The sequence below is a fragment of the Microcoleus harperi Pol14_C6 genome (genome assembly GCF_036701295.1).
In the GTDB taxonomy this organism is placed as follows: Bacteria; Cyanobacteriota; Cyanobacteriia; order Cyanobacteriales; family Microcoleaceae; genus Microcoleus.
Genome location: NZ_JAUBQN010000040.1, coordinates 24,126 through 43,478 on the forward strand (window position 1 = coordinate 24,126; position 19,353 = coordinate 43,478).

11 protein-coding genes and 1 pseudogene are annotated in these 19,353 nt (G+C 44.9%); 4 read left to right on the forward strand and 8 right to left on the reverse strand.

Annotated elements, in window-relative coordinates:
- Positions 1-11: 11 nt before the first annotated feature.
- The gene (locus QUA27_RS22180) at positions 12-701 is read left to right on the forward strand and encodes a class I SAM-dependent methyltransferase (protein ID WP_333070551.1); all 690 of its coding nucleotides are present in this window, start codon (positions 12-14) and stop codon (positions 699-701) included.
- An 84-nt stretch (positions 702-785) separates the two neighbouring features.
- Here the strand turns inward: QUA27_RS22180 and QUA27_RS22185 are convergent, their stop codons facing one another.
- The 7 genes from QUA27_RS22185 to QUA27_RS22215 form a co-directional block, all read right to left on the reverse strand.
- Positions 786-1,850, reverse strand: a complete 1,065-nt coding sequence (locus QUA27_RS22185) for an NAD-dependent epimerase/dehydratase family protein (RefSeq protein ID WP_333070552.1) — start codon at positions 1,848-1,850, stop codon at positions 786-788.
- A complete protein-coding gene (locus QUA27_RS22190) occupies positions 1,843-2,604 on the reverse strand; it encodes a glycosyltransferase family 2 protein (protein ID WP_333070553.1) in 762 nt (253 codons plus the stop codon). The genes QUA27_RS22185 and QUA27_RS22190 overlap by 8 nt, the downstream gene beginning before the upstream one ends.
- Positions 2,605-2,607: 3 nt before the next feature.
- Positions 2,608-4,323 (reverse strand): hypothetical protein, encoded by a 1,716-nt coding sequence (locus QUA27_RS22195; protein WP_333070556.1) that lies wholly within the window; start codon positions 4,321-4,323, stop codon positions 2,608-2,610.
- Positions 4,324-4,559: 236 nt separating this feature from the next.
- Positions 4,560-6,566: an HlyD family secretion protein gene (locus tag QUA27_RS22200; RefSeq protein WP_333070557.1), complete on the reverse strand. Its 2,007-nt coding sequence runs from the start codon at positions 6,564-6,566 to the stop codon at positions 4,560-4,562.
- A 52-nt stretch (positions 6,567-6,618) separates the two neighbouring features.
- Complete coding sequence (locus QUA27_RS22205; RefSeq protein WP_333070559.1) at positions 6,619-9,630, reverse strand: peptidase domain-containing ABC transporter; 3,012 nt, start codon at positions 9,628-9,630, stop codon at positions 6,619-6,621.
- 132 nt (positions 9,631-9,762) lie between these two features.
- A complete protein-coding gene (locus tag QUA27_RS22210; RefSeq protein ID WP_333070560.1) occupies positions 9,763-10,512 on the reverse strand; it encodes a peptidylprolyl isomerase in 750 nt (249 codons plus the stop codon).
- A gap of 295 nt (positions 10,513-10,807) precedes the next feature.
- The gene (locus tag QUA27_RS22215) at positions 10,808-14,608 is read right to left on the reverse strand and encodes a glycosyltransferase (protein WP_333070561.1); all 3,801 of its coding nucleotides are present in this window, start codon (positions 14,606-14,608) and stop codon (positions 10,808-10,810) included.
- Between the two features lie 352 nt (positions 14,609-14,960).
- Between QUA27_RS22215 and QUA27_RS22220 the strand changes: the two genes are divergently transcribed.
- The 3 genes and pseudogenes from QUA27_RS22220 (at position 14,961) to QUA27_RS22230 (ending at position 18,445) form a co-directional block, all read left to right on the forward strand.
- Positions 14,961-16,634, forward strand: coding sequence for a methyltransferase domain-containing protein (locus QUA27_RS22220; RefSeq protein WP_333070563.1), 1,674 nt, complete (start codon positions 14,961-14,963; stop codon positions 16,632-16,634).
- Between the two features lie 74 nt (positions 16,635-16,708).
- Positions 16,709-17,578 (forward strand): calcium-binding protein, encoded by an 870-nt coding sequence (locus QUA27_RS22225; protein WP_333070564.1) that lies wholly within the window; start codon positions 16,709-16,711, stop codon positions 17,576-17,578.
- Positions 17,579-17,617: 39 nt separating this feature from the next.
- Positions 17,618-18,445, forward strand: a pseudogene (locus QUA27_RS22230) (Uma2 family endonuclease).
- Positions 18,446-18,457: 12 nt separating this feature from the next.
- On the opposite strand, the gene QUA27_RS22235 reads toward QUA27_RS22230, so the two are convergent.
- Positions 18,458-19,261, reverse strand: coding sequence for an MOSC domain-containing protein (locus tag QUA27_RS22235; protein ID WP_333070565.1), 804 nt, complete (start codon positions 19,259-19,261; stop codon positions 18,458-18,460).
- Positions 19,262-19,353: the final 92 nt, after the last annotated feature.

The window sequence follows — 19,353 nt, forward strand, 5'->3', positions numbered from 1 at the left end:
GCTATTTTACTATGAAAACTGACACATATCTCAAAAAATTGTATGCCAACCGCTTTGATTCCCGACAAATGCAAGCGAAGGTGGCACTCTGGAAAGTTTTAATTGAAGATTTTTTACAAAATTATATTCCTCCCGAATCAGCAATTTTAGATATTGGCGGCGGTTACTGCGAGTTTATAAATCAAATTAGGGCGGAAAAAAAATGTTTGATTGACCTCAATCCAGATTCAAAGTTATTTGCAAATCCTGATGTGAAGGTGCTTAATATTGATGTGTTGAATTTTGGCTATCAACCTGCTTTTAGCGAAGAATTTGACCGAATATTTATATCTAACTTTTTTGAACATCTCCGCAATAAAGAAGAACTCATCGAAATTATCTCATTTTGCTTTGAGGCGCTTAAACCAGGGGGTTGCCTTTTAGTTGTCCAACCAAATTTTAAATATTCTTTCAAAGAGTATTACGATTTTATCGACCATCAATTACCGATTACCCACTTATCGCTGCAAGAACTTTTACAAACCGTCGGCTTTGAAATCGACCTAATTATACCCAGATTTTTGCCATTTTCGACCAAAGGCAGACCGGCCTCGCCCTGGCTTTTAAAAGTTTACTTAAAATTGCCTTTTTTGTGGCTGTTTTTGGGAGGCCAAATGTTTGTTAAAGCATCAAAAACAAACAATAGAGGCAGAGCCTCATGACCGGCATTCCCAGTCGTATCCAGGCAGAGAGATACATCTGCGCTGAGCCGCGTTGATCCCCCTGCATCGGCGGTTAAAAAATCCCTACAAAATGGAACTTAAAACTACCTCATTAGCAGCAATCCAATCATAAACATCCTGCAAAGCTGCTTCCGGCCCAATAAGAGGCTGCCATCCAGTTTTCTCCATCACCCTAGAAGAATCAGTAATAAAAATCGGAATATCCCCCGCGCGTTCCTCCAAAACAGGATGAATCGGAATCGATTTATTCGTAATCTTTTGGCACAAATCAGTTGTCTCAACCAAAGAAAGACTGTTGCTCAAACCGCCGCCAACATTAAAAACTTCGCCGTCAAATTCAGCAAAATGTTCTAACTGATAATTAACTAACCTCAACAAATCTTCAACGTGCAGTAAGTCCCTAACCTGCTTGCCGCTGCCGCCAAAACCGATATAATTCAGCGACTTTTGAAAATAGTGAGCCGCCACCCACAAACCGCAAACTCCCTGATCGACTTTACCCATTTGCCAAGCACCAGTAATTAGCCCGCAGCGGTTAATAATTGTGGGTACATTGTATGCTTCTCTGTATTCCTCAATCAGCAATTCTGAAGCTAATTTAGTTGCTCCGTAAAGCGAACGGTGTCCTTTTAAAGGGAACTCTTCTGATATCCCCAACTCGGATATACCGGGTAAAGTTTGCTCGGGGGCGATCGCAAATCTATTCGGCAACTCTAACAGTTTAACAGACTTGACACTGGCGATCGGATAAACCCGACTGGTAGACAAAAACAGCAAACTCGCACCCGTTTGTCTCGCCAACTCCAAAACATTCACAGTGCCCAGTAAATTCGTCTGCAAAACGTACTGAGGTGAACTAAAACCAGCCAGCACAGAAGGCTCCGCAGCACAATCTATAATGCAGTCAGCATTCAGTGCAACTGGATCTAAATCCGCCGCTGTACGAATGTCCCCGTAAACAAACTGAATCCCGCAACTTTTAAGCCGAGGCAGATTCAATTCTGAACCCCGGCGACGCAGGTTATCCAAACAAATTATTTGCCATTCCGGGTGCAGTTTCTTCAGGCCAATTGCCAAACAACTGCCGATAAAACCCGCACCGCCCACAATTAGAATTCTCTCAGGCATTCACTTTTAATTTTGCTATCTTTCTAGTCCGGTGGTAGTCGCCGCGAGAGAGATGTTTTTCCAGCCAGACATACAAGACAATAAACAAATATCGACTGCCCATCTCTTTGATTTTAAGCTTAGAAATACCCGCCGTCCGATTGTACCACCTCAAAGGAATCACCGTATAGGAAAAACCCCGGACAATTGCTTTTAATGGCAGTTCCACTGTCAAATTAAAATGGTGGCTCAAAATCGGTTGTACGCCTTCAATTACTTCTCTGCGGTAAATTTTAAAAGCATTGGTGACATCGCTGTACCGCAAGCCGAAAATACTTTTGACAAACCAGTTTGCTAAGCGGTTAATTGCTAACTTGTGAATGGGATAATCAACCACAAAGCCGCCTTTAATAAAGCGGGAACCGAAAACGCAATCATATCCTTCTTGCAACTTGCGGTATCCTGCTACCAAATCCATCGGATCGTCAGAAGCATCCGCCATCACAATTGCTGCTGCATCTCCGTCAAATTCTGCCAATCCCCGTCGAACCGCAAATCCGAACCCGTTGGGAGGTTGATTGTTGATATATCTAACTGTGGAAAAAGTCTCAGACAACTCCTGGCAAATATCAATAGTTCGATCGACACTATTGTCATTCACAATCAAAATTTCGTGCGGAATGCCTTCTAAATCGAGGGTCTGGGCGATCGCCCGCACAGTACCGTACAAACAGCCCTCCTCATTGTGAGCTGGTATAATCACAGAAATTTTCACTCCTCATCCTCCGCGCAACTGGACAAACTGGTTGTCAACAGGATTATACACCCAAGCTTTAATTTCCGTTTGGGCGATCGGCAAATTATTATCCGACAAATCAACAGCCCACCTTGCATTGTTGTATAACTCAGATTTTAAACTCTGAGCAATGTCGGGACTGTCCAAATTTACATAAGCGTTAGCAACAAAAGATTGTTTATCGCCGACAGATAGCAGTACAATATTTGGTTGTTGCAAATTTTCTGGCCAAACCGCCCAACCGGCAGCCTTGACAGCAGCATTTTGCTTAACAGTCAAGGATTTATCGCTGGTTTGAGGTTTGTCTAAATAGCCGTAAACTTTCTCGGTATTAGAAATAAACTCTACATTTTTCGCGAACTTTCTCCAACCTATTTTGTCGATAATGGCAGCGCCTTCTCTCACCAGCCAAGTTTTTTTGCTCAGCACCCTCAAACAGCTTTCCGGCGAATTATCAAAAAAATCAGACGGTTCCAGATAGTTAATTAACTGCAAACAATCTTGAGCGCCTTGTTTGTAAAGAAGTGCAGATCTAGTTTGGGCGATCGCCTGTTGAGAGTTAACAATAATTGTAGCAATTAACAGCCCTGCGACTACCCTATAAATAAATTTATAGTTACTCTTTAACGTTACTGGTATTTCTGGGTAATTACCTCGAACAAACAATTGCCCTAGCTGAACCAAAGCAATTAATAGCAAAATCGAATTAGTCGTATATCTCGACGATTCGAGTGCGTGAATTGCCCCAAAGTCTGCCCTTCCAGCGGTAATAAACAGAGCCGATAAAACCGAAAAAACACCTAGTGACACCCAAGGTAAAGCCTCACCATGCTCGCTAATCTTTCTCCCAAAGTGGAATCCCAAAAATAAGAAAGTTGCAAATGTTAGCAATCCAATCAATTCTGAAATTCCCGGCGATCGCACAATTGGCGAACCCAACAGACTTAAAAAGTAATCAATTACCACTAGAGGCTTATTCAACAATGAAATAATACTTGTTTTCCGACTGGGATGATAATCAATTGAGTAAACAGCACAAGTTGCAGCAAAGAGCAATATCCATATAATCAATCTTTTTCTTTTTTCTACCGCCTTTCCTTCTAAAGCCGCCACAGCCGGAATTGCAGCTAACCAAGACAGCAAGCCTTGCGCGAGGGAAAAACTAGCAATAAAGCAGAATACAGCAGCAATAGAGATTCTAATATTAGGCAAAAATTGGCGATTTGAACTCAGGGCATAAACCGCAGCTACAAAACACACATTGACTAAAAACCAAGCTAATTGAAATCCCCAAAGCCAGTTTTCGTGCTGAACTAGCGAGAAAAGCAAAATACAAGTTAAAATATTAGCTAAATGCCACAAATCATCCCCGACATTCTTAACCTGCATCAAGGATAACTTGTACATAGCGATAAAAGTTATCCCAACAAAACCTATGCTGAGACACAACTGAGAATTAATATTCCATTGAGAAGCACAAGCCAAAATAGCAATAATTATTTTGGGAAAAAGTATCCGGTGGTTGCTGTGCAAATCCCAAAAATCGTTAAAAGTTACATTTCCCGCAGCTATTTTTTCAAAAAGACTCGCTAACCTCCACTCGTCATCAAGGGGAACGTTAACGCTAAAATTCGCTACAAATCCGATTAACAGGACAACAGGAATTAGGTAGACAGTAAATAAGATGATTTTTTTCATGAAAGTGCGATCGCACCATTGACCTAACCATTTTATATCAAACCCGGTTAAATAATTTTTATCAAGTTTGTAGTGAAGACTTTACTCCTCATAGTTTGGTCATAGTTTGGGCACAGCACGACTTGCATTCCTTACTACAAACAAGTTGAAAAACATAAAACTTAGAAACCCGGTTTATTGAAGAAACCGGGTTTCCGAACAGCCTAAAAGCCTCGAGTTCAATTCAGTTAACCGAATTACTTAATAGTCTTGAACGTATCCATTTTTCCAGTAAAGCGGTTGATAAACATCTGCAAAACACTCCGCTTGCCGATATTGATGTTAGAACTCACGGACATTCCCGACTGCAAGTTAACCTCAACTTGATTGGCCTTGCCCTTGTTCAAAACAAATTTCTGATTCTTGAGCTTAATTTTGGTTTTGAAAGCGTAGTATTTCCGCAGTTCAGTAGGAGGCTCAGCATCGCTGCTAATCTCTTTTACTTCACCCTCAGCAGTACCAAACTCCAGAGCCGGAAAAGCTTCTACATTCACTTCCACAGGAACGCATTGGTATTTAGTCAAGCCCAGTTTCTCTCTGTTAACTTCCTTCTCTGGACAAACGCAACTTTTACCTTTTTCGCAGTCAATCTTTTCTCCGTCCAATTGTTTGCCGTGATACGGTTCCAATTTTTCCCGCTTCTGTCTCAAAGCATCCAATACCAGAGCCACATTGCTGTTTTCCAGGTAAACAACTGCTTCCAAACCGTTGTCGTCATCCAAAACCTTGAGCAGCTTTTCAGTTTGCTGCGCTTCGTAATAAGCTTCTTCGCAGCGCAGCGGGCGCGGTTCGCCCGGTTTCAGCACCGTATTAATAATGGATTGGCATATCGGGTCTTTCGCCATATCCAACTTAGCTTTCTCCTTCGTAGAAGGTTTCAAATCGAAGATTACCCCCGATACCGGAGCCTTCATCACTTGAGTGTCGCGGTTTTGTTGGGCCTTTTCTAGCTGAGCGTTTACCTCGGACAACTTTTTCAAGTTTTCCACTTTGAAGCGGCTTAGCTGAGAATCGCTGCTGGCAATTTGTTTCTCGTTTTCAGCAATTTTGGTATAAAGTTCTCTCGCCCAGGAATCCTTGGTATTTTTTAACTGTTCTTGGGCGCGGCTGATGGACTCCTGAATGCGTGCTTGCTCTCCTTGCTGGCGCTGTATTTCAGCACTAATTTTTTGGATGTCACCTTGACGCGCGTTAATTTCACCGCGGCGCGTATTGATCTCACCTCGGCGCGTGTTAATTTCGCCTTTGCGGGCGTTGATTTCACCTTCGCGCTGCTTGATTTGATCTTGCTGTTTGAGAACGTCGCTTTGACCTTTGAAAACATCTTGTTCTTGACGTTCTTTTTGCAGTTCAGCGATGGCTCCTTCCTCCACCAGGGGGCCTAGTCTCCCCAAAATGCCTTGATTCGACTTCAATACTTGTTGGGATTTCGTCAACTGTTCTTCGGCCAAATCTTTCTGAGCCAAGGCTGATTTTACTTGCTCTTGCGAAGAACTTAACTGCTGCTGAGCATAATTTAATTGGTTCTGGGCAAAACCCAATTGTTGCTGTGCCACTATCATTTGATCGCCCGCGGCTTTCTCAGCATCCTGAGCTTGCTTCAGTTGTTTTTCCAACTCCTGAACTTGGCCTTGAGCTGCGGCTACGCGAGACAGAAACTCCGATCGATAATTAACATAAAGTCCTTGCTGGGCTGCATCAAAATTTCCGCTGGCTCCCCGATTGAGGTACAGTTCGTCAATCAAAGCTTGCAGCACTTGATTTTGTGCCATGAGGCTCTGTCTATCCTTGATTGTTGATTCTAGGTTAGAAGGAACAGCGCCTTGAATTTTGCCGTTGACAACATCTTCGTAAAATTTATTTTCCTTTTCCAGAGCTTCTTTAGTTTTCTGTATCGATGTTAAATCAGCACTGGGTGCAAGGGGGTTGAAAGTGAGCAGAGGCTGGTTTTTTTCCACACGATCGCCATTTTCAACGTGAAGTCTCACCACAGCGCCCGTAGCAGGTGCTTGGATGTCTCTAGCACCATCTTTGAGTTCTAATTGCCCGACAGCGGGGACAGCTTGCTCTACGCTAGCAAAATAAGCCCAAACTACAGCAGAAGTGGTCATCAGCATGATCATCCACAAAAACAAGTGCGACCAAATCGCTGGTTTTTCGAGAATGACTGGTTGCTCAGAAAGTATTAACGATTTCATTGCCATTTGTTAGTTCTCAGTTGTTAAGCGTTAGTGATCAGTTGTGAGTTGTTAGATATCAGGTATTCGATGACTCTTGTTGTTGGAAGAGGCAGTAGTAACGCCCTTTAAGAGCCATTAATTCTTTATGAGTTCCCCGCTCGACTACAGAACCTTGATCCATCATAATAATTACATCAGCGTTTTGGATTGTAGTCAGGCGGTGAGTAATGAAAAACACCGTGCGCCCGGCGAAAGCTTCTGCTAAATTATTGCAAACTTGGCGTTCGGAATGGTAGTCGAGAGCGCTTGTAGCTTCGTCCAAAATCAGCAGTTTCGGGTTTTGCAAAATCGTGCGGGCGATCGCCAAACGCTGCCTTTGACCCCCAGAAAGCGACGAACCCCGCTCTCCGACTATCGTATTGTAGCCAGCAGGCAAGCCCATAATAAAATCGTGAGCCACCGCTAATTTTGCTGCTCGCACAATCTCATCCGTACTCGCATCGGGATTGCTCAGAGCAATATTTTCCTGAACAGTACAGTTAAACAGCAAAGTATCTTGCAGCACCACCCCAAGCTGGCTGCGAAGCGAGTACAGTTCCACCTTAGAAATGTCATAGCCGTCAATAAAAATCCGGCCCGACAGCGGCGGATAAAGACGCTGCAACAACTTCATCGCGGTACTTTTACCGGAACCGCTTCCCCCCACAATTCCCACAAAACTGCCAGCGGGAAATTCCAAATTCACATTCGCCAATTGCAGTGGGCCGCTCTCCAAGAATCGGAAGGAAACCTCCTCATAGGTAACCTGCCCTTGAATTGCGGGCAGCGGGATATTGCTGCGGTCTTCCTCGCTGGTTTCCGTCGGCGTATCGACCACATCCTTGAGCATATCGATCGACATCGATACTTCTTGGAAACTCTGCCACACGCTCACAAAACGCAGCAGCGAACCAGTCACGTTCCCGGAAATAATTCGGAAAGCAATTAACTGACCCAAAGTAATCTCATTTCCCAGTACCAAATAAGCTCCTACCCACAACTGAGCTAAGTTACCAACCTGGTTTAAAAAGCCGCTAACCGTACCGGCCGTAGTCCCCGTGATAATTGTTTTAAAACTGGCTGTAATGTATTTTGCATAACGGCTCGACCACTCCCATCGGGATTTCAATTCAATATTTTGAGCCTTAACAGTTTGAATCCCGCTGACTACTTCCACTAGATAAGATTGAGAGTCAGAAAAACGGTTGTTTCTTTGTTTTATCAGGCGCAGCACTAGGGGATTGATTAGAATAATCATCAGCCCTAATATCGGTACCACTGCCAAAGATACAAACGTTAGCTGCACGCTGTAGGAGAGCATAACGGCGACGTAAACCACCGAAAATACTGCATCGAGAACCACTGTCAGAGCTGTGCTCGTCATGAATTCCCGAATCTGACCCATCATGCTGAATTTGTAAACCAGATCTCCCACGCGCCGATTGTCAAAGTAATTTTGGGGCAGCCTCAGCAAGTGGTCGATGACTTCTGCACTCAATTTGACATCGATGCGGTTTGAGGTATCTATAAACAAAAAGGTACGCAATCCGTTGAGCAGTCCTTCAAACAGAGCAACACCTAACAGAAACGCCCCCAAAATATCCAAGGTGTCAATGCTGCGCTGACCTAAGACTTTATCAATAATTATTTGGCTGATTAATGGGTTGGCAAGACCAAATAACTGTACAAAAAACGAAGCGAGCAACACCTCAAAAAACACTGTCTTGTGTTCCATCAGCGCCGGCACAAACCACCAGAAGCTGAACTGCTCTTTTTGTTCGACTTGCGGAGCTTGCAGCAGCAGGACTTCTCCTGATTCTCCCCAGATTTCTTTAAACTGAGGTATCCGCTTCCGCATCAGCCCCTGTTCGGGCGTGGCGAGCACCAATTCTTGCTCGGTGATGCTGTAAATAATGGCAAAGCTATCTTGCCATTTAATCATTACGGGGGCTTTGATGCGGTTGATGGCTTCTGCTGGCACTTGCGCCAATTGGGGCGTGAGACCGATGCTTTGGGCGATCGCCCCGCAGGCTTGCAGACTGATAGAACCAGCCGTTTTTAACTGATTTTCTAGAACTTTCCGGATGATATCTCGACGAAATTTAAGGCCGAAATACTTGCTCAACATCTGGAAGCAAGCTAGCGGACCGTCAATCTGCCCTTTAGCGCGGAAAACTGGGTATTTCGCCGCCGCATCCTTTGGTTGGCCGCTTGCGGGTTCTGGGGGACGCTCTGGGCCGGGTATAACCTCGATGAATGCTCCACCGGGCGGCTTCTGCCCCAAACCTACTGTATCTGGCGTGCCATTTAATGAGTCTGTTTCGGGTTGGGGTTCTGGGGGTTCCCGGAAGCCGACCAAACGGGCGCCGAGGCGGCCTTCTACTTTTAAGGATTTGGCTGCGTTTTCCACAGAGAAGCGGCTGCCGGTGGGAAAGTCGCCCAAGACACCGCTGCTGACGAGCCAAACTCGATCGGCATCTAGCTCTTTGGCGATGTCTTGAGTTTTTTTGTTGCCGTTTGGTACGTTGACAACTGCCGCATCTTGCCAAGCTTGCAGGGTGAGTTCCTTGAGATTGGAAGTGCCGTCGGCTTGGCGCTGCAATTCCAGGCTCAACAGTTCAAATACTTCGCTTAAGGAACAGTGTTCGCGAAAGGCTTCTCCAAATGTCGGCTGTTTTTCCAGTACGCTCAGGAAATCTTCGGCAGGTAGGACGATGGCGATCACATCTGTAGAAGCGATCGCCGTTTCGCAGGGAACTCCCCTGAGCAAGCCAGCCCAGCCCAGGATTTCCTTCGACTGCACCAAGCGTAAACTTACGTGGCGCTGCGAGCGCTGGTCAAAGCCCAGCAGCCGGGCCTGGCCTTGATAGATAATTGCCACCTGAGTCGGCATTTTTTCCCGTTCAAACAGGGGTTGCCCCGTCCGGTAGCCAAGGAGTTGGCATTTAGCCACCAAGGCTGTCAGAGCCGTCTCTGACAGTCGGTCAAAGGGAGGTGTTTGAGCTAGGAAATCCTGAATTTGGGAGAGGGAAACAGCGGAAGAAGTCATCCAATTTTAGATTTTAGATTTTAGATTTTAGATTGAATCCACAGATGAATCCAGGGGGTTTTTGTCAGGATGCTACGCTTTTTCAAGTCTCCACGGATAAATCCGGGGGCCCCTGACCAAAATGCTTGACTGTCATGATATTGAAGACACGGAGGAGAGGGGCTGTAGCGGGCCTATTTGCGATATCTGTTCGGCGAGCCAGCTTTCAAAGAGTTCGTTAATCAAGTGCAGCCGCATCGATTCATCGAGCTGGGCCGGCATGAACTTTTCTAGTCGAATAATTACCATCCATTCTGCCAGAGGACGCGGCGTCCAGAGTTGATTTGGCTGGCTGACGGACAAAAGTTTGCTGATTGCCGGGTGGGGCTGGCTGAGGGGTACTGGGCCCAACAAGCCACCTGACTTGGACTCGGGCCCTTCGGAATAGTCGCGGGCCACTTCAGCAAAGGTTTGTTCCCCTTCGAGGATGCGAAAGTAAAGTTCGTTTGCCAGTGCTGGATTTTTGGTGCGTACCAGGGAATAGACTACGTGGTCTAGGCTGGCTTTGCGGGTTAAAAAATAATTATCTACTTTAGGTCTCCAAGTGGCTTGCTTAAATTTTTCGATCAGCAAGGGCCTGACGGCCATCTCTTGAAGTTCTTCTTCCGTCATGTTTTGGCCGCGCAGCCAAGCTTCTTTGGCTTCGGGGGCTGTCAGTTGGTGTTGTGCCAGAAAGTTCTCGATGGCGGATTTGCGTTCTTCGTCGCTGCAACTAAAGGATGCGATCGCTTGGTCTACTATTACACCGCGCAAGAATTGCGGCATTAACTGATACCGCTTCAGGAGCGATGGCATATCCTGAGCTTGCAGTAATTTATCGCCTATTTGAAAAAGTCCTGTCATTTTTTTATCTCCAACTGACTTGCGCTTCCCCTTTTAATTTAGCTGTGGCAGGAAAAGAGCGACAACCACTAACCCCTCAATTCCCCGATGATAGCAGACCGTCAGTGGGCTAGCGCTATTGCTGTCTATTTCTTGACGCTCTGCCTAGCGGGGGGTTCCCCGCGGGTCTCATAATGGTAACGGGATGCGAGAGTGGGAGAGTGGGAAAATCTTTACTTGAGCCATCTTCCTTCTTCCCTCAACATCGATCCGTTAAATCCCGTACACTGCTTAGTTGCTGAACTTCCTTCTTCCTTCACCCTCGGAATAGTCTTTCAAAGAGTGTTCCGAGTTGGGTCGAGCAAGCGCGACTGTCGAGATATTTCGGGTTTGCCGCCATTTTTTGCTGGATTCGATCGCGGTAGTGCTGGCGCAGTTCTGGGTTGCTTCCCAGTGCTGTGCTCAACTCTAAATAAGAGTTCTCGCTGTTTGCTACCAGTTCCGGAATTAGCAGTTCTTCGAGCACGGCGGCTGATTGTCGCGATCGAGTTGTTTGGCCTTTTCTTACCGCTACAGGCAACCCCACCAACAGCGCTTCTGCCACATAGCAGGCACTGCTGTATGGATAGGAGTCTAAATATATATCAGCCAATTCCAGACATTTTATGTAATCTGCGCGAGATGGCAGCGCTTTAATCACAACTAAACGCTTTTTCTCAATCCCAAATTCGGCAAAGAGCGATCGAATTTGGTTGTAAAAAGGCACTGTCGGATAGTTTTCTGAGCGGGAACTAAAGGGATACAAAACTAAAATAGAATTTGGTACCGCCGCAATAATTTTTGCCCAAGTTTCTCTCAATTCTGGGATAATTGTCCAAGCTTGAGCGCCGGACATGAACACTACAGATTCGTCTGTAGCTCCCCAACTGCTGCGAGTCGGTTCTACTCTGGCAGGTGCTGATTCTAAAGTATAGCTTAAACAAACTCCTGAGCCTTTTAAAGTAATTAATTTTTCGCGATACTCTGGTGCTGCACCTGCGGGCAATGTCAAATCTCCGGCAATCAAATAATCGATATTTCGGGCGCCCGTGGTGGCGGGGGTTGATGCACCGCTAGCTATTTGCACCCGTGCTAGTCGGTGCAGGCACAGCAGCGCGCTTGGTTGACAAGTGTCGGTGGTATTAGTGCAAATTAGCAGAATATCTAAATCGTGCGATCGCATTTCTCGGACTTGCTGGGGCAAATCTTCTGACAGTTGCACCAGTTTGTCGGCGCAACTTTCGCAATATTTCCCCAGTCGTTCGTCTTGTACCTGGAAATAGTACACGATAATTTCAAATTTGGTTCTGTCTAAATATTCAAAACTCGGAATTGCAGCACGAGTCTCGGATTCATCACTAATTTTGTCAAGCAAAAAGCCAACTCGAATTTTAGTTATTTCTGGTTCTCTTTGAGGAAAATCCCATTTTATTTGACAGCAGATATTTTTCAAATAAAATTCCAGAATATCATTTCGTTGACTCAATATATTGAACAGATTTTCCTCGCTCAAATACAAAGCTTGGAAGCTAACATTTTTCGCCATAAATGCCGCCAAATAACGCCACACTTCTGAATCGGGAAAACGGGCGATATTTCCAGCGACGTACTTGATTAACTGCTGGAAATATTTAGAGTAACTTTCTATTTCCGAGTTGTGTTTAAAATAACCGGGAGACTGAAACATAAATTTCAAAAAGTCGTCAAAGAACCACTGGGGAATTGCTGCATTTTTATACTCAAATGGCAACTGATAAGCGTCGCGGTACAGCATCGCTGAGAGGAGATATTGAATCTTATCGGCAATTTCCCCTCCTTCAGCAAGTTTGGAGGATAAGTGCTGGACAAAACTTTGTTCTTCCTCAGTTAAAGTTTCATTTTTGAGGGCGCTACCTAGGAGCAATTTATGAGCTTTCCCCGTGTCTTTCAAATAAGCACTTTCTATTTTTTTAGTTGGCAAATTCAGCCAATATTCAGCTAGCTGTTGGCGGTATTGGCGCAGCACGAGAAGAGGCTGTTTTGAGGGGAATTTATTGTATTGATCGAGCATTGCTGACAATTCCGATAAACTCGGCTGGGTTCTCAATGCCAACTTTTGCCGGATTGTCTGTTTGATTTGTCGATCCAGGAAACTGTAATCAGGACTATTTAGTAGTTTTTTGTAAAATCTTACTACATCCTTATGATTTTCCCCAGCAGCGAAGTTTTTCCAAGTTTGTTGTTCGGGATGAATCCGCAGTGAGGACAGTTTTTCGTCTACAAATCCGATGTGATAGTTCCCCATGATTCGCCACCACATATCTAAGTCTACATACTGAGATAATCCCGAATCAAATAATCCTATTTCTTCAAAGACTCGCGCAGCAATTAAGACGGTAGTCGGTTCGCCAATTTTGTTTATGGGGTTGTTCAAGCAGCTAGTATCGGCCAGTAATTCTTTTCCGGGCTGAATAGATTTTAAATTAGACCAACTTTTATGCAAATCTTTAATTGATTGGGAAGCTTTCCGCAAAATCGGGTTAGATTCTTTTTCAGCTATGGTGATGCCTCGCGGGGAGAAAACCATACCTATTTCTGGGTTTTGTTGGGCGACGGCGACCATTTTTTCAATACATTCTGGTGCGAGCAAGTCGTCTTGAAACAAAAACTTAATGTATTGACCTTTTGTTTGAGATATGCAAAAGTTCCAGTTTTGTGATAAGCCGTAGTTGCGGTGGAGGATAATGCGGAAATCGACTGAGGTTTCGGATTGGAAGGATTGGGCGATCGCAACTGTTTCGTCTGTGGAACCGTCGTCGGATATAATCAGCTCTATGTTAGGGTAAGTTTGGGCCAAAGCACTTTGAATCGCTTCGCCAATAAATGCCGCGCCGTTGTATGTCGGAATACAAATACTAACTAAAGGTCGTGCATTTTTTGCTGTCGCCCCCTGAAAAGATTGTTTCCGTATCCCGCCCTCCAAACTTTTGAAATTATCTGTAATTCCGGCAATATATTCGAGACGGTTTAGAATTTTTCTCCCGACAGTTGGCGGATTCAGTAAAGTTTTAATTTCATCAGCAGCTATTCTTCCAACTTGCTGAGCTTCCTGGTAATTGTTGAAGACATGACGCATTAAATCTGCCGCGTGTTCGACATCCGGTTCGGCCCAAACATTGCCTTGTTTGTAAGGTCCGAAATCTTTCTCAATTTGGATTAACTTATACTTGACTAAATAGCTGTTGCCGACATTCATAAATTCTGTATTTGATGAATAGTCGGTGGCAATTACGGGTTTGCCGTAAAACATAGCCTCAGCCATGGTTAATCCGAATCCTTCGCAGCGGTGCAAGGATACATAACAGTCGCAATTGTATAGCAAGCCGTTAAGTTTGTTTTTGGACAAATACCCGTCTAGATGTTGGATATTTAAATTATTTGCTATGGCTGAGTTTAAGGATGCTTGCGCTGCTGAAAATTTATTGGAATTAGAAGATTTGATGACCAATAATACGCTGTTATCTTCCCCAAAAGCTTGTTTAAATGCTTTAATCGTCGCCAAAGTATTTTTGCGCTCGATGCGGCTAGAAAAGTCGAAGACAAACAAGAAAATAAATTTATTTTTCGGTAAATTCAGTGCTTCTCTCTTCAGGGAAGGTGCGGGGAGAGCAATACTAGGCATGATTTTGATAACCGGAATTGGCGCTACTGCGGCAATTGCTTCGGCGCAATAGTTGCTGTAAGTCCATATTTCGTGAAAGTGATTAAATGCTGGCTGCCATTCTGGGGGAAAGGCGGGAAGTTCCCACGCCCAAAAGCCGATATTGTATTTTTTGTGAAAGTAACTGGAACTTGTATGTTTGATAAAGGTTGCAACTTCATCTGCGTTGACTTGAATTAAGTTTACGGGATAGGGATTATCTTGGCTAAAATTTTGATAGGTGGTGTCTTTCTTGCGGTGGGGACTGCGGGTAAAATTGTTTAGGGCGAACGGAATACCGGCGGCTTCTGCAGCTCTGATATTTGCTCGGACACCTTCTCCTATGCCAAATTCGCCGTTGATGTAGCCGGCGATGTTCATTCCTCGAATAGGGTTCATAGTTTCTAATGTATTTAGCACAGTGTAGTGTGGTTTTTTTGAGAAAAAGCAGAATTAATCAGCTCACTTGTGCTCAAAAAGGTAGGCTAGAGAAAAGATTATAATTTTGCCGAATATTTGCTAACATATAGCAATCCTGGAGGATTTGTGAATAAGATTTAAAGGAAAGGCTCTTAACGTAGACCAAGAGAAGAGAAAATAAAAAAAGTTCGCAACTGGGATTTTAGTGCTTGACAAAGATAGCGATCGCCATTGTATACTGGCATCGCAATGCTAACCTTCGGCTGGTTGTCTGTCGGCATGGGTTGCTCTGTTTTATTTTACGATAAACTAATCAGGAATTTTAGACAAAGTGATCGATCGCGCCAACCACGACTTCTTGAAGCTGCTACCGCCGGATGCTAAAGTCATTGTCGAAATTGGCTGCGGTACGGGTTCGACGGGCGAACAGTACAAACTGATCAATCCCCATTGTCAGTATATTGGCATTGAATGCGATCGAGAAAAAGCTAAAATTGCAGTCGATCGGCTAAACTGGGTGACGGTAGCCGATATTGAAGAAATTGCTCTCGAAAGTCTCGAAATCGCTCCAGGAACCGTCGATTGTTTGGTTTTTGGCGACTTGCTACCCTATCTGAAAAATCCCTGGGAAGTCCTCAAGCAGTACAGTGCTTTGCTGAATCCAGAGGGGCAAATTCTCGCTAGAATCCCTAATGTTCAATACTGGCGGCGAATTGTCAATCTGCTGCGGGGACAGTGGGAGAATCCCGACAGCAAGATGCAGCACTGGTTTACCCTAGAAAGTATTAAATCACTATTTGCTCAAGCCGGATTGCAGGTTTACGAATTTCAAGGGAAAGGACACAAAACCGAAAATTTTGTCCACTTTCAGGAATTACTGCATCCAATGGTAAAGGCTTTAGAACTCACATCGAGCAGCTTTGCTACGGAAACAGGTGCTGAACATTATATCGTGCGATCAACCAAATCGACCGTACCTGCACGCAGACTGCTGATTCAGACTATCATTATGGCTCCTACAGGGTGCGATCGCGTGCGAGTTTTGGAACCGGACAAATTTAGCGCCACAATTCCCGGTGTCCGCACCGTATCCGACGTGAAAACAGCAGGATTAATTCCTCCCCTGCCGGAAGAAGAAAAAGTCTTCATTTGGCAGCGGACAATTATGCAATATCCCGCCTACATTCCCCAACTCAAAGAACTGTTGCAACAAGGCTATTTAATAGTAGCTGAAATTGACGACAATCCCATCCGTCGCCGCGAATATGCAGATAATAATTACCTCAGCTATCGCGGCTGTCACTGCGTGCAAACTTCTACAGAACCCCTGGCCAAAATTTTGCGCCAATACAATCCAAATGTGGCTGTATTTCCCAATCACTTAGCTTATCTACCTCCGCCGCGAATTTATCCGGCAGAAGATACAGTCACAATTTTTTTTGGTGCACTCAACCGCGAAAAAGATTGGCAGCCGATTATGGCAGCACTCAATCGAGTTTTAGTCGCACACAAGCACAGGATTCGAGTTAAAGTAATCCACGACAGAAAATTTTTTGAATCCTTGAAAATACAGCAAAAAGAATTTGAACCGTTTTGCAGTTACGAACGGTATCAAGAAATCATGTATAGTTGCGATATAGCTTTGCTACCGCTTGTTTCCAACCCGGTTAACGAAACAAAATCCGACTTAAAATTTATTGAATGTGCAGCGCGGGGAGTAGCGGTGCTGGCAAGTCCCACTGTGTACGAACATTCGATTGTCGAAGGTGAAACAGGATTGATTTATAGATATGAAAAAGAGTTTGAAACCAAACTAAATTCGCTGATTTCTGACACTTCTCGGCGCCGGGAAATAGCCGCGAATGCTTACGAATGGGTGCGCGACAACCGCTTGCTGTGCGGGCACTACCGGCAGCGCCGAGATTGGTACTTACAGATGCGGGACGAGTTGCCACGTTTAAATGCTGAGTTGCGCGATCGCCTGCCGGAGTTATTTGGTGACTAAATGCGGTAAAATTTAGAGGCTATTGTGCGATCTTACTGTTTTATTGTTTAATTTCTAATTGTTACTCCACACCAATGCGAATTCTATTCACTATTGCTCACTTTTACAATCCCACTGGCGAGGGGAAACACGCTTCTCAGCGAAATGATCCGCAACCGCGACTAAATGCTTTAACAGCTTGCGTCACAGCGCTGCAAGCTTTGTACGGCAAATCTCAGTCCATGATTGACATTAGCGAATGTGCAACTATCCCAGCAAATCAATCTCAACAGCACGAAATTGACATTGTTATTTGCACTACTCAAGGTTATCATCTGTTGCCTCAACTGCCAGTGCAACCTAGATGTTTTATGCACCACGCTACCAAATGCGAACCGCTGCTTTTGGGGTTTGAGTGTCAAGCTGTTTTGCGAGCGTGTCTTAACAAATACGATTATTTCTGTTATTTGGAAGATGATTTAGTTCTGCACGATCCGTGGTTTTTTAGTAAATTAAAGTGGTTTACGCATCACGGGGGAAATGGAAATTTGCTGCAACCTAATCGCTATGAAATAGCGCCTAAAGGCGCGGTTTTTAAAGCATATGTTGATGGTGATTTAGCTGACTCAGCGACTTCTCCGTTTCAAAATGTAGAGGAGCAGCGGCAGTTAATGGGAAAAATCATGGAACAAACAGTAGCTTTTGAGCGGGCGTTAAATCCTCATTCCGGCTGCTATTTTTTGAATGCGGAACAGATGGCACACTGGGCTCAGCAGTCTCATTTTTTGGACAGAGATACTAGCTTTATCGGCCCCCTGGAAAGTGCCGCGACTTTAGGAATTATGCGGACTTTTAGAGTTTACAAGTCAACTCCTGCTTATGCTAATTTTTTGGAGGTTCAACATTTTGGAACGAGTTTTCTGAACTTGATTGGTAATAAGGTGAGGGTGCCGGAAGCAGGATGAGTTAATATATTTAGGAAGCTGCAATACTTGAGAGGTAGCATGACCCCGGCAACCGAAAAGATTGTCCTTCCCTCTCCCTTCCCCGACCACACTAAACTGCCAGAGGAAGATGGCACTTTCGTCAAGAATTTTCAGGAGCATCCCCAGAGCATTTTTTTAACTGATACTATCGGGTCGGTATTGCAAGAGCTTCATCCCGATGGGCAATATGCTATACGGCAAGACTGCGGCATCTACTGGCGAGAAACTGACCCCCTTGAAAAGGGAGCAGAAGCTCCAGACTGGTTCTACGTGCCGAATGTGCCACCAAAACTAGGAAATCAGATCCGTCGCTCTTACGTGCTGTGGGGGGAATTCATGGCTCCGATGATTGCTTTGGAGTTCGCATCAGGAGATGGTTCAGAAGAGCGGGACACAACCCCACTATCGTACTCGGAAGTTGGAGCGGCGCAAAGACCTGGGAAGTTTTGGGTATATGAGCGGATCATGCGGATTCCGTTTTATGGCATCTATGAGATCAATAGTGGCAGGCTGGAGGTTTACAACCTCAACAACGGGTTTTACTAGCAGTTGCTTCCGAACGATCGCGGTCATTATCCGATCGCGCCAATGGGCGTAGAATTAGGATTGTGGCAAGGCAGTTATCAAAACCAGACAATGCTGTGGCTGTGGTGGTGGGATAGCGAGGGCAATTTGCTGCTGACAGGTACAGAACGAGCTTCCTTAGCAGAGCAGGCTTTGAGTGCAGAAGCCCAAGCGCGGCGGGATGCCATCCCTCGGTTGTTGGCAATGGGATTGAATACACAGCAAGTGGCAGAAGCACTCGGTTTATCAGTAGAGGAAGTTAGCCAGCATTCACAATCTTAATGTTGCTTTTTATTAAGAAGTCAAAACATCGCCGATTTTAACTGTGCCGCTGTTAATAATTTTGGCTAAAACTCCAGTTTGTGCGTGACCGAATTCCTGTTGCAGTAAACTAAGTAGGGAAATATCCCGATCGCCTGTTTCGGGATTCACTTCTATATTGACACAGCGACCGATTCGTGCTGTAACTTCTATGCGCGCCGTGCCTAATTGAAACTGTTTTCCGATCAACTCAAATTCAGACCAAGCTGCCATACCTTCTAGCACAATGTTCGGGCGAAATCGGCCCACGTCAATGTTTTGAAGAGCGATTTCTGTTAATTGGTCTAATGTGGCTTGGCTGAGTAAAGAAATGTGTACGGGTTCTCGATCGGGATAACGAGTTTCGCCACTGGTGTCACCGACTAAATGCAAAGGTGCAAACTGCGGGTGTCTCGCTTCTTTTGTGGGTTCAATTGTCGCCAAATATTCTGTGAAAAAGCTGCCGATGCGATCGCGCCCCGCTGCTGTGTTCGTTTCTGCGGATAACACTTCAACTCCTTGACGCTTGACTGTTAAAACCGTCGTTTCCGGTTGATAATCACATTCCAAAGCTGCTAACATCGGCCAATCATTTTGGACGGCAAAATGTTTTTTGCTCATCCAAGGGACATTTTGGGCGGGCATCTTTGCAGCTTCAATATTATCTGCAAACATGAGGGCAAAAGCTCGATCGCCCTTAATTCCGTGTCCTGCTGTTAAAGCAAACTCCGACATTTCTTGCGGTGTCAGCCCTTTAATTGGATAAGTGAATAACTGTTTTATGGTTGCTAATGTCATAAAGTTTTCCGAAGTTACTACAATTTTAACTCTGGCTCTTGTCCCCCCCTTACTAAGGCGGGCTAGGGGGGTCAAAGCTAATTCAAAAACCT

Excerpts from the sequence above, each read along its gene's own strand:
- QUA27_RS22235 (WP_333070565.1), bottom strand. The coding sequence starts at position 19,261 with ATGACATTAGCAACCATAAAACAGTTATTCACTTATCCAATTAAAGGG.
- QUA27_RS22180 (WP_333070551.1), top strand. The coding sequence starts at position 12 with ATGAAAACTGACACATATCTCAAAAAATTGTATGCCAACCGCTTTGAT.
- QUA27_RS22185 (WP_333070552.1), bottom strand. The coding sequence starts at position 1,850 with ATGCCTGAGAGAATTCTAATTGTGGGCGGTGCGGGTTTTATCGGCAGT.
- QUA27_RS22205 (WP_333070559.1), bottom strand. The coding sequence starts at position 9,630 with ATGACTTCTTCCGCTGTTTCCCTCTCCCAAATTCAGGATTTCCTAGCT.
- QUA27_RS22200 (WP_333070557.1), bottom strand. The coding sequence starts at position 6,566 with ATGGCAATGAAATCGTTAATACTTTCTGAGCAACCAGTCATTCTCGAA.
- QUA27_RS22225 (WP_333070564.1), top strand. The coding sequence starts at position 16,709 with ATGCGAATTCTATTCACTATTGCTCACTTTTACAATCCCACTGGCGAG.
- QUA27_RS22210 (WP_333070560.1), bottom strand. The coding sequence starts at position 10,512 with ATGACAGGACTTTTTCAAATAGGCGATAAATTACTGCAAGCTCAGGAT.
- QUA27_RS22215 (WP_333070561.1), bottom strand. The coding sequence starts at position 14,608 with ATGAACCCTATTCGAGGAATGAACATCGCCGGCTACATCAACGGCGAA.
- QUA27_RS22195 (WP_333070556.1), bottom strand. The coding sequence starts at position 4,323 with ATGAAAAAAATCATCTTATTTACTGTCTACCTAATTCCTGTTGTCCTG.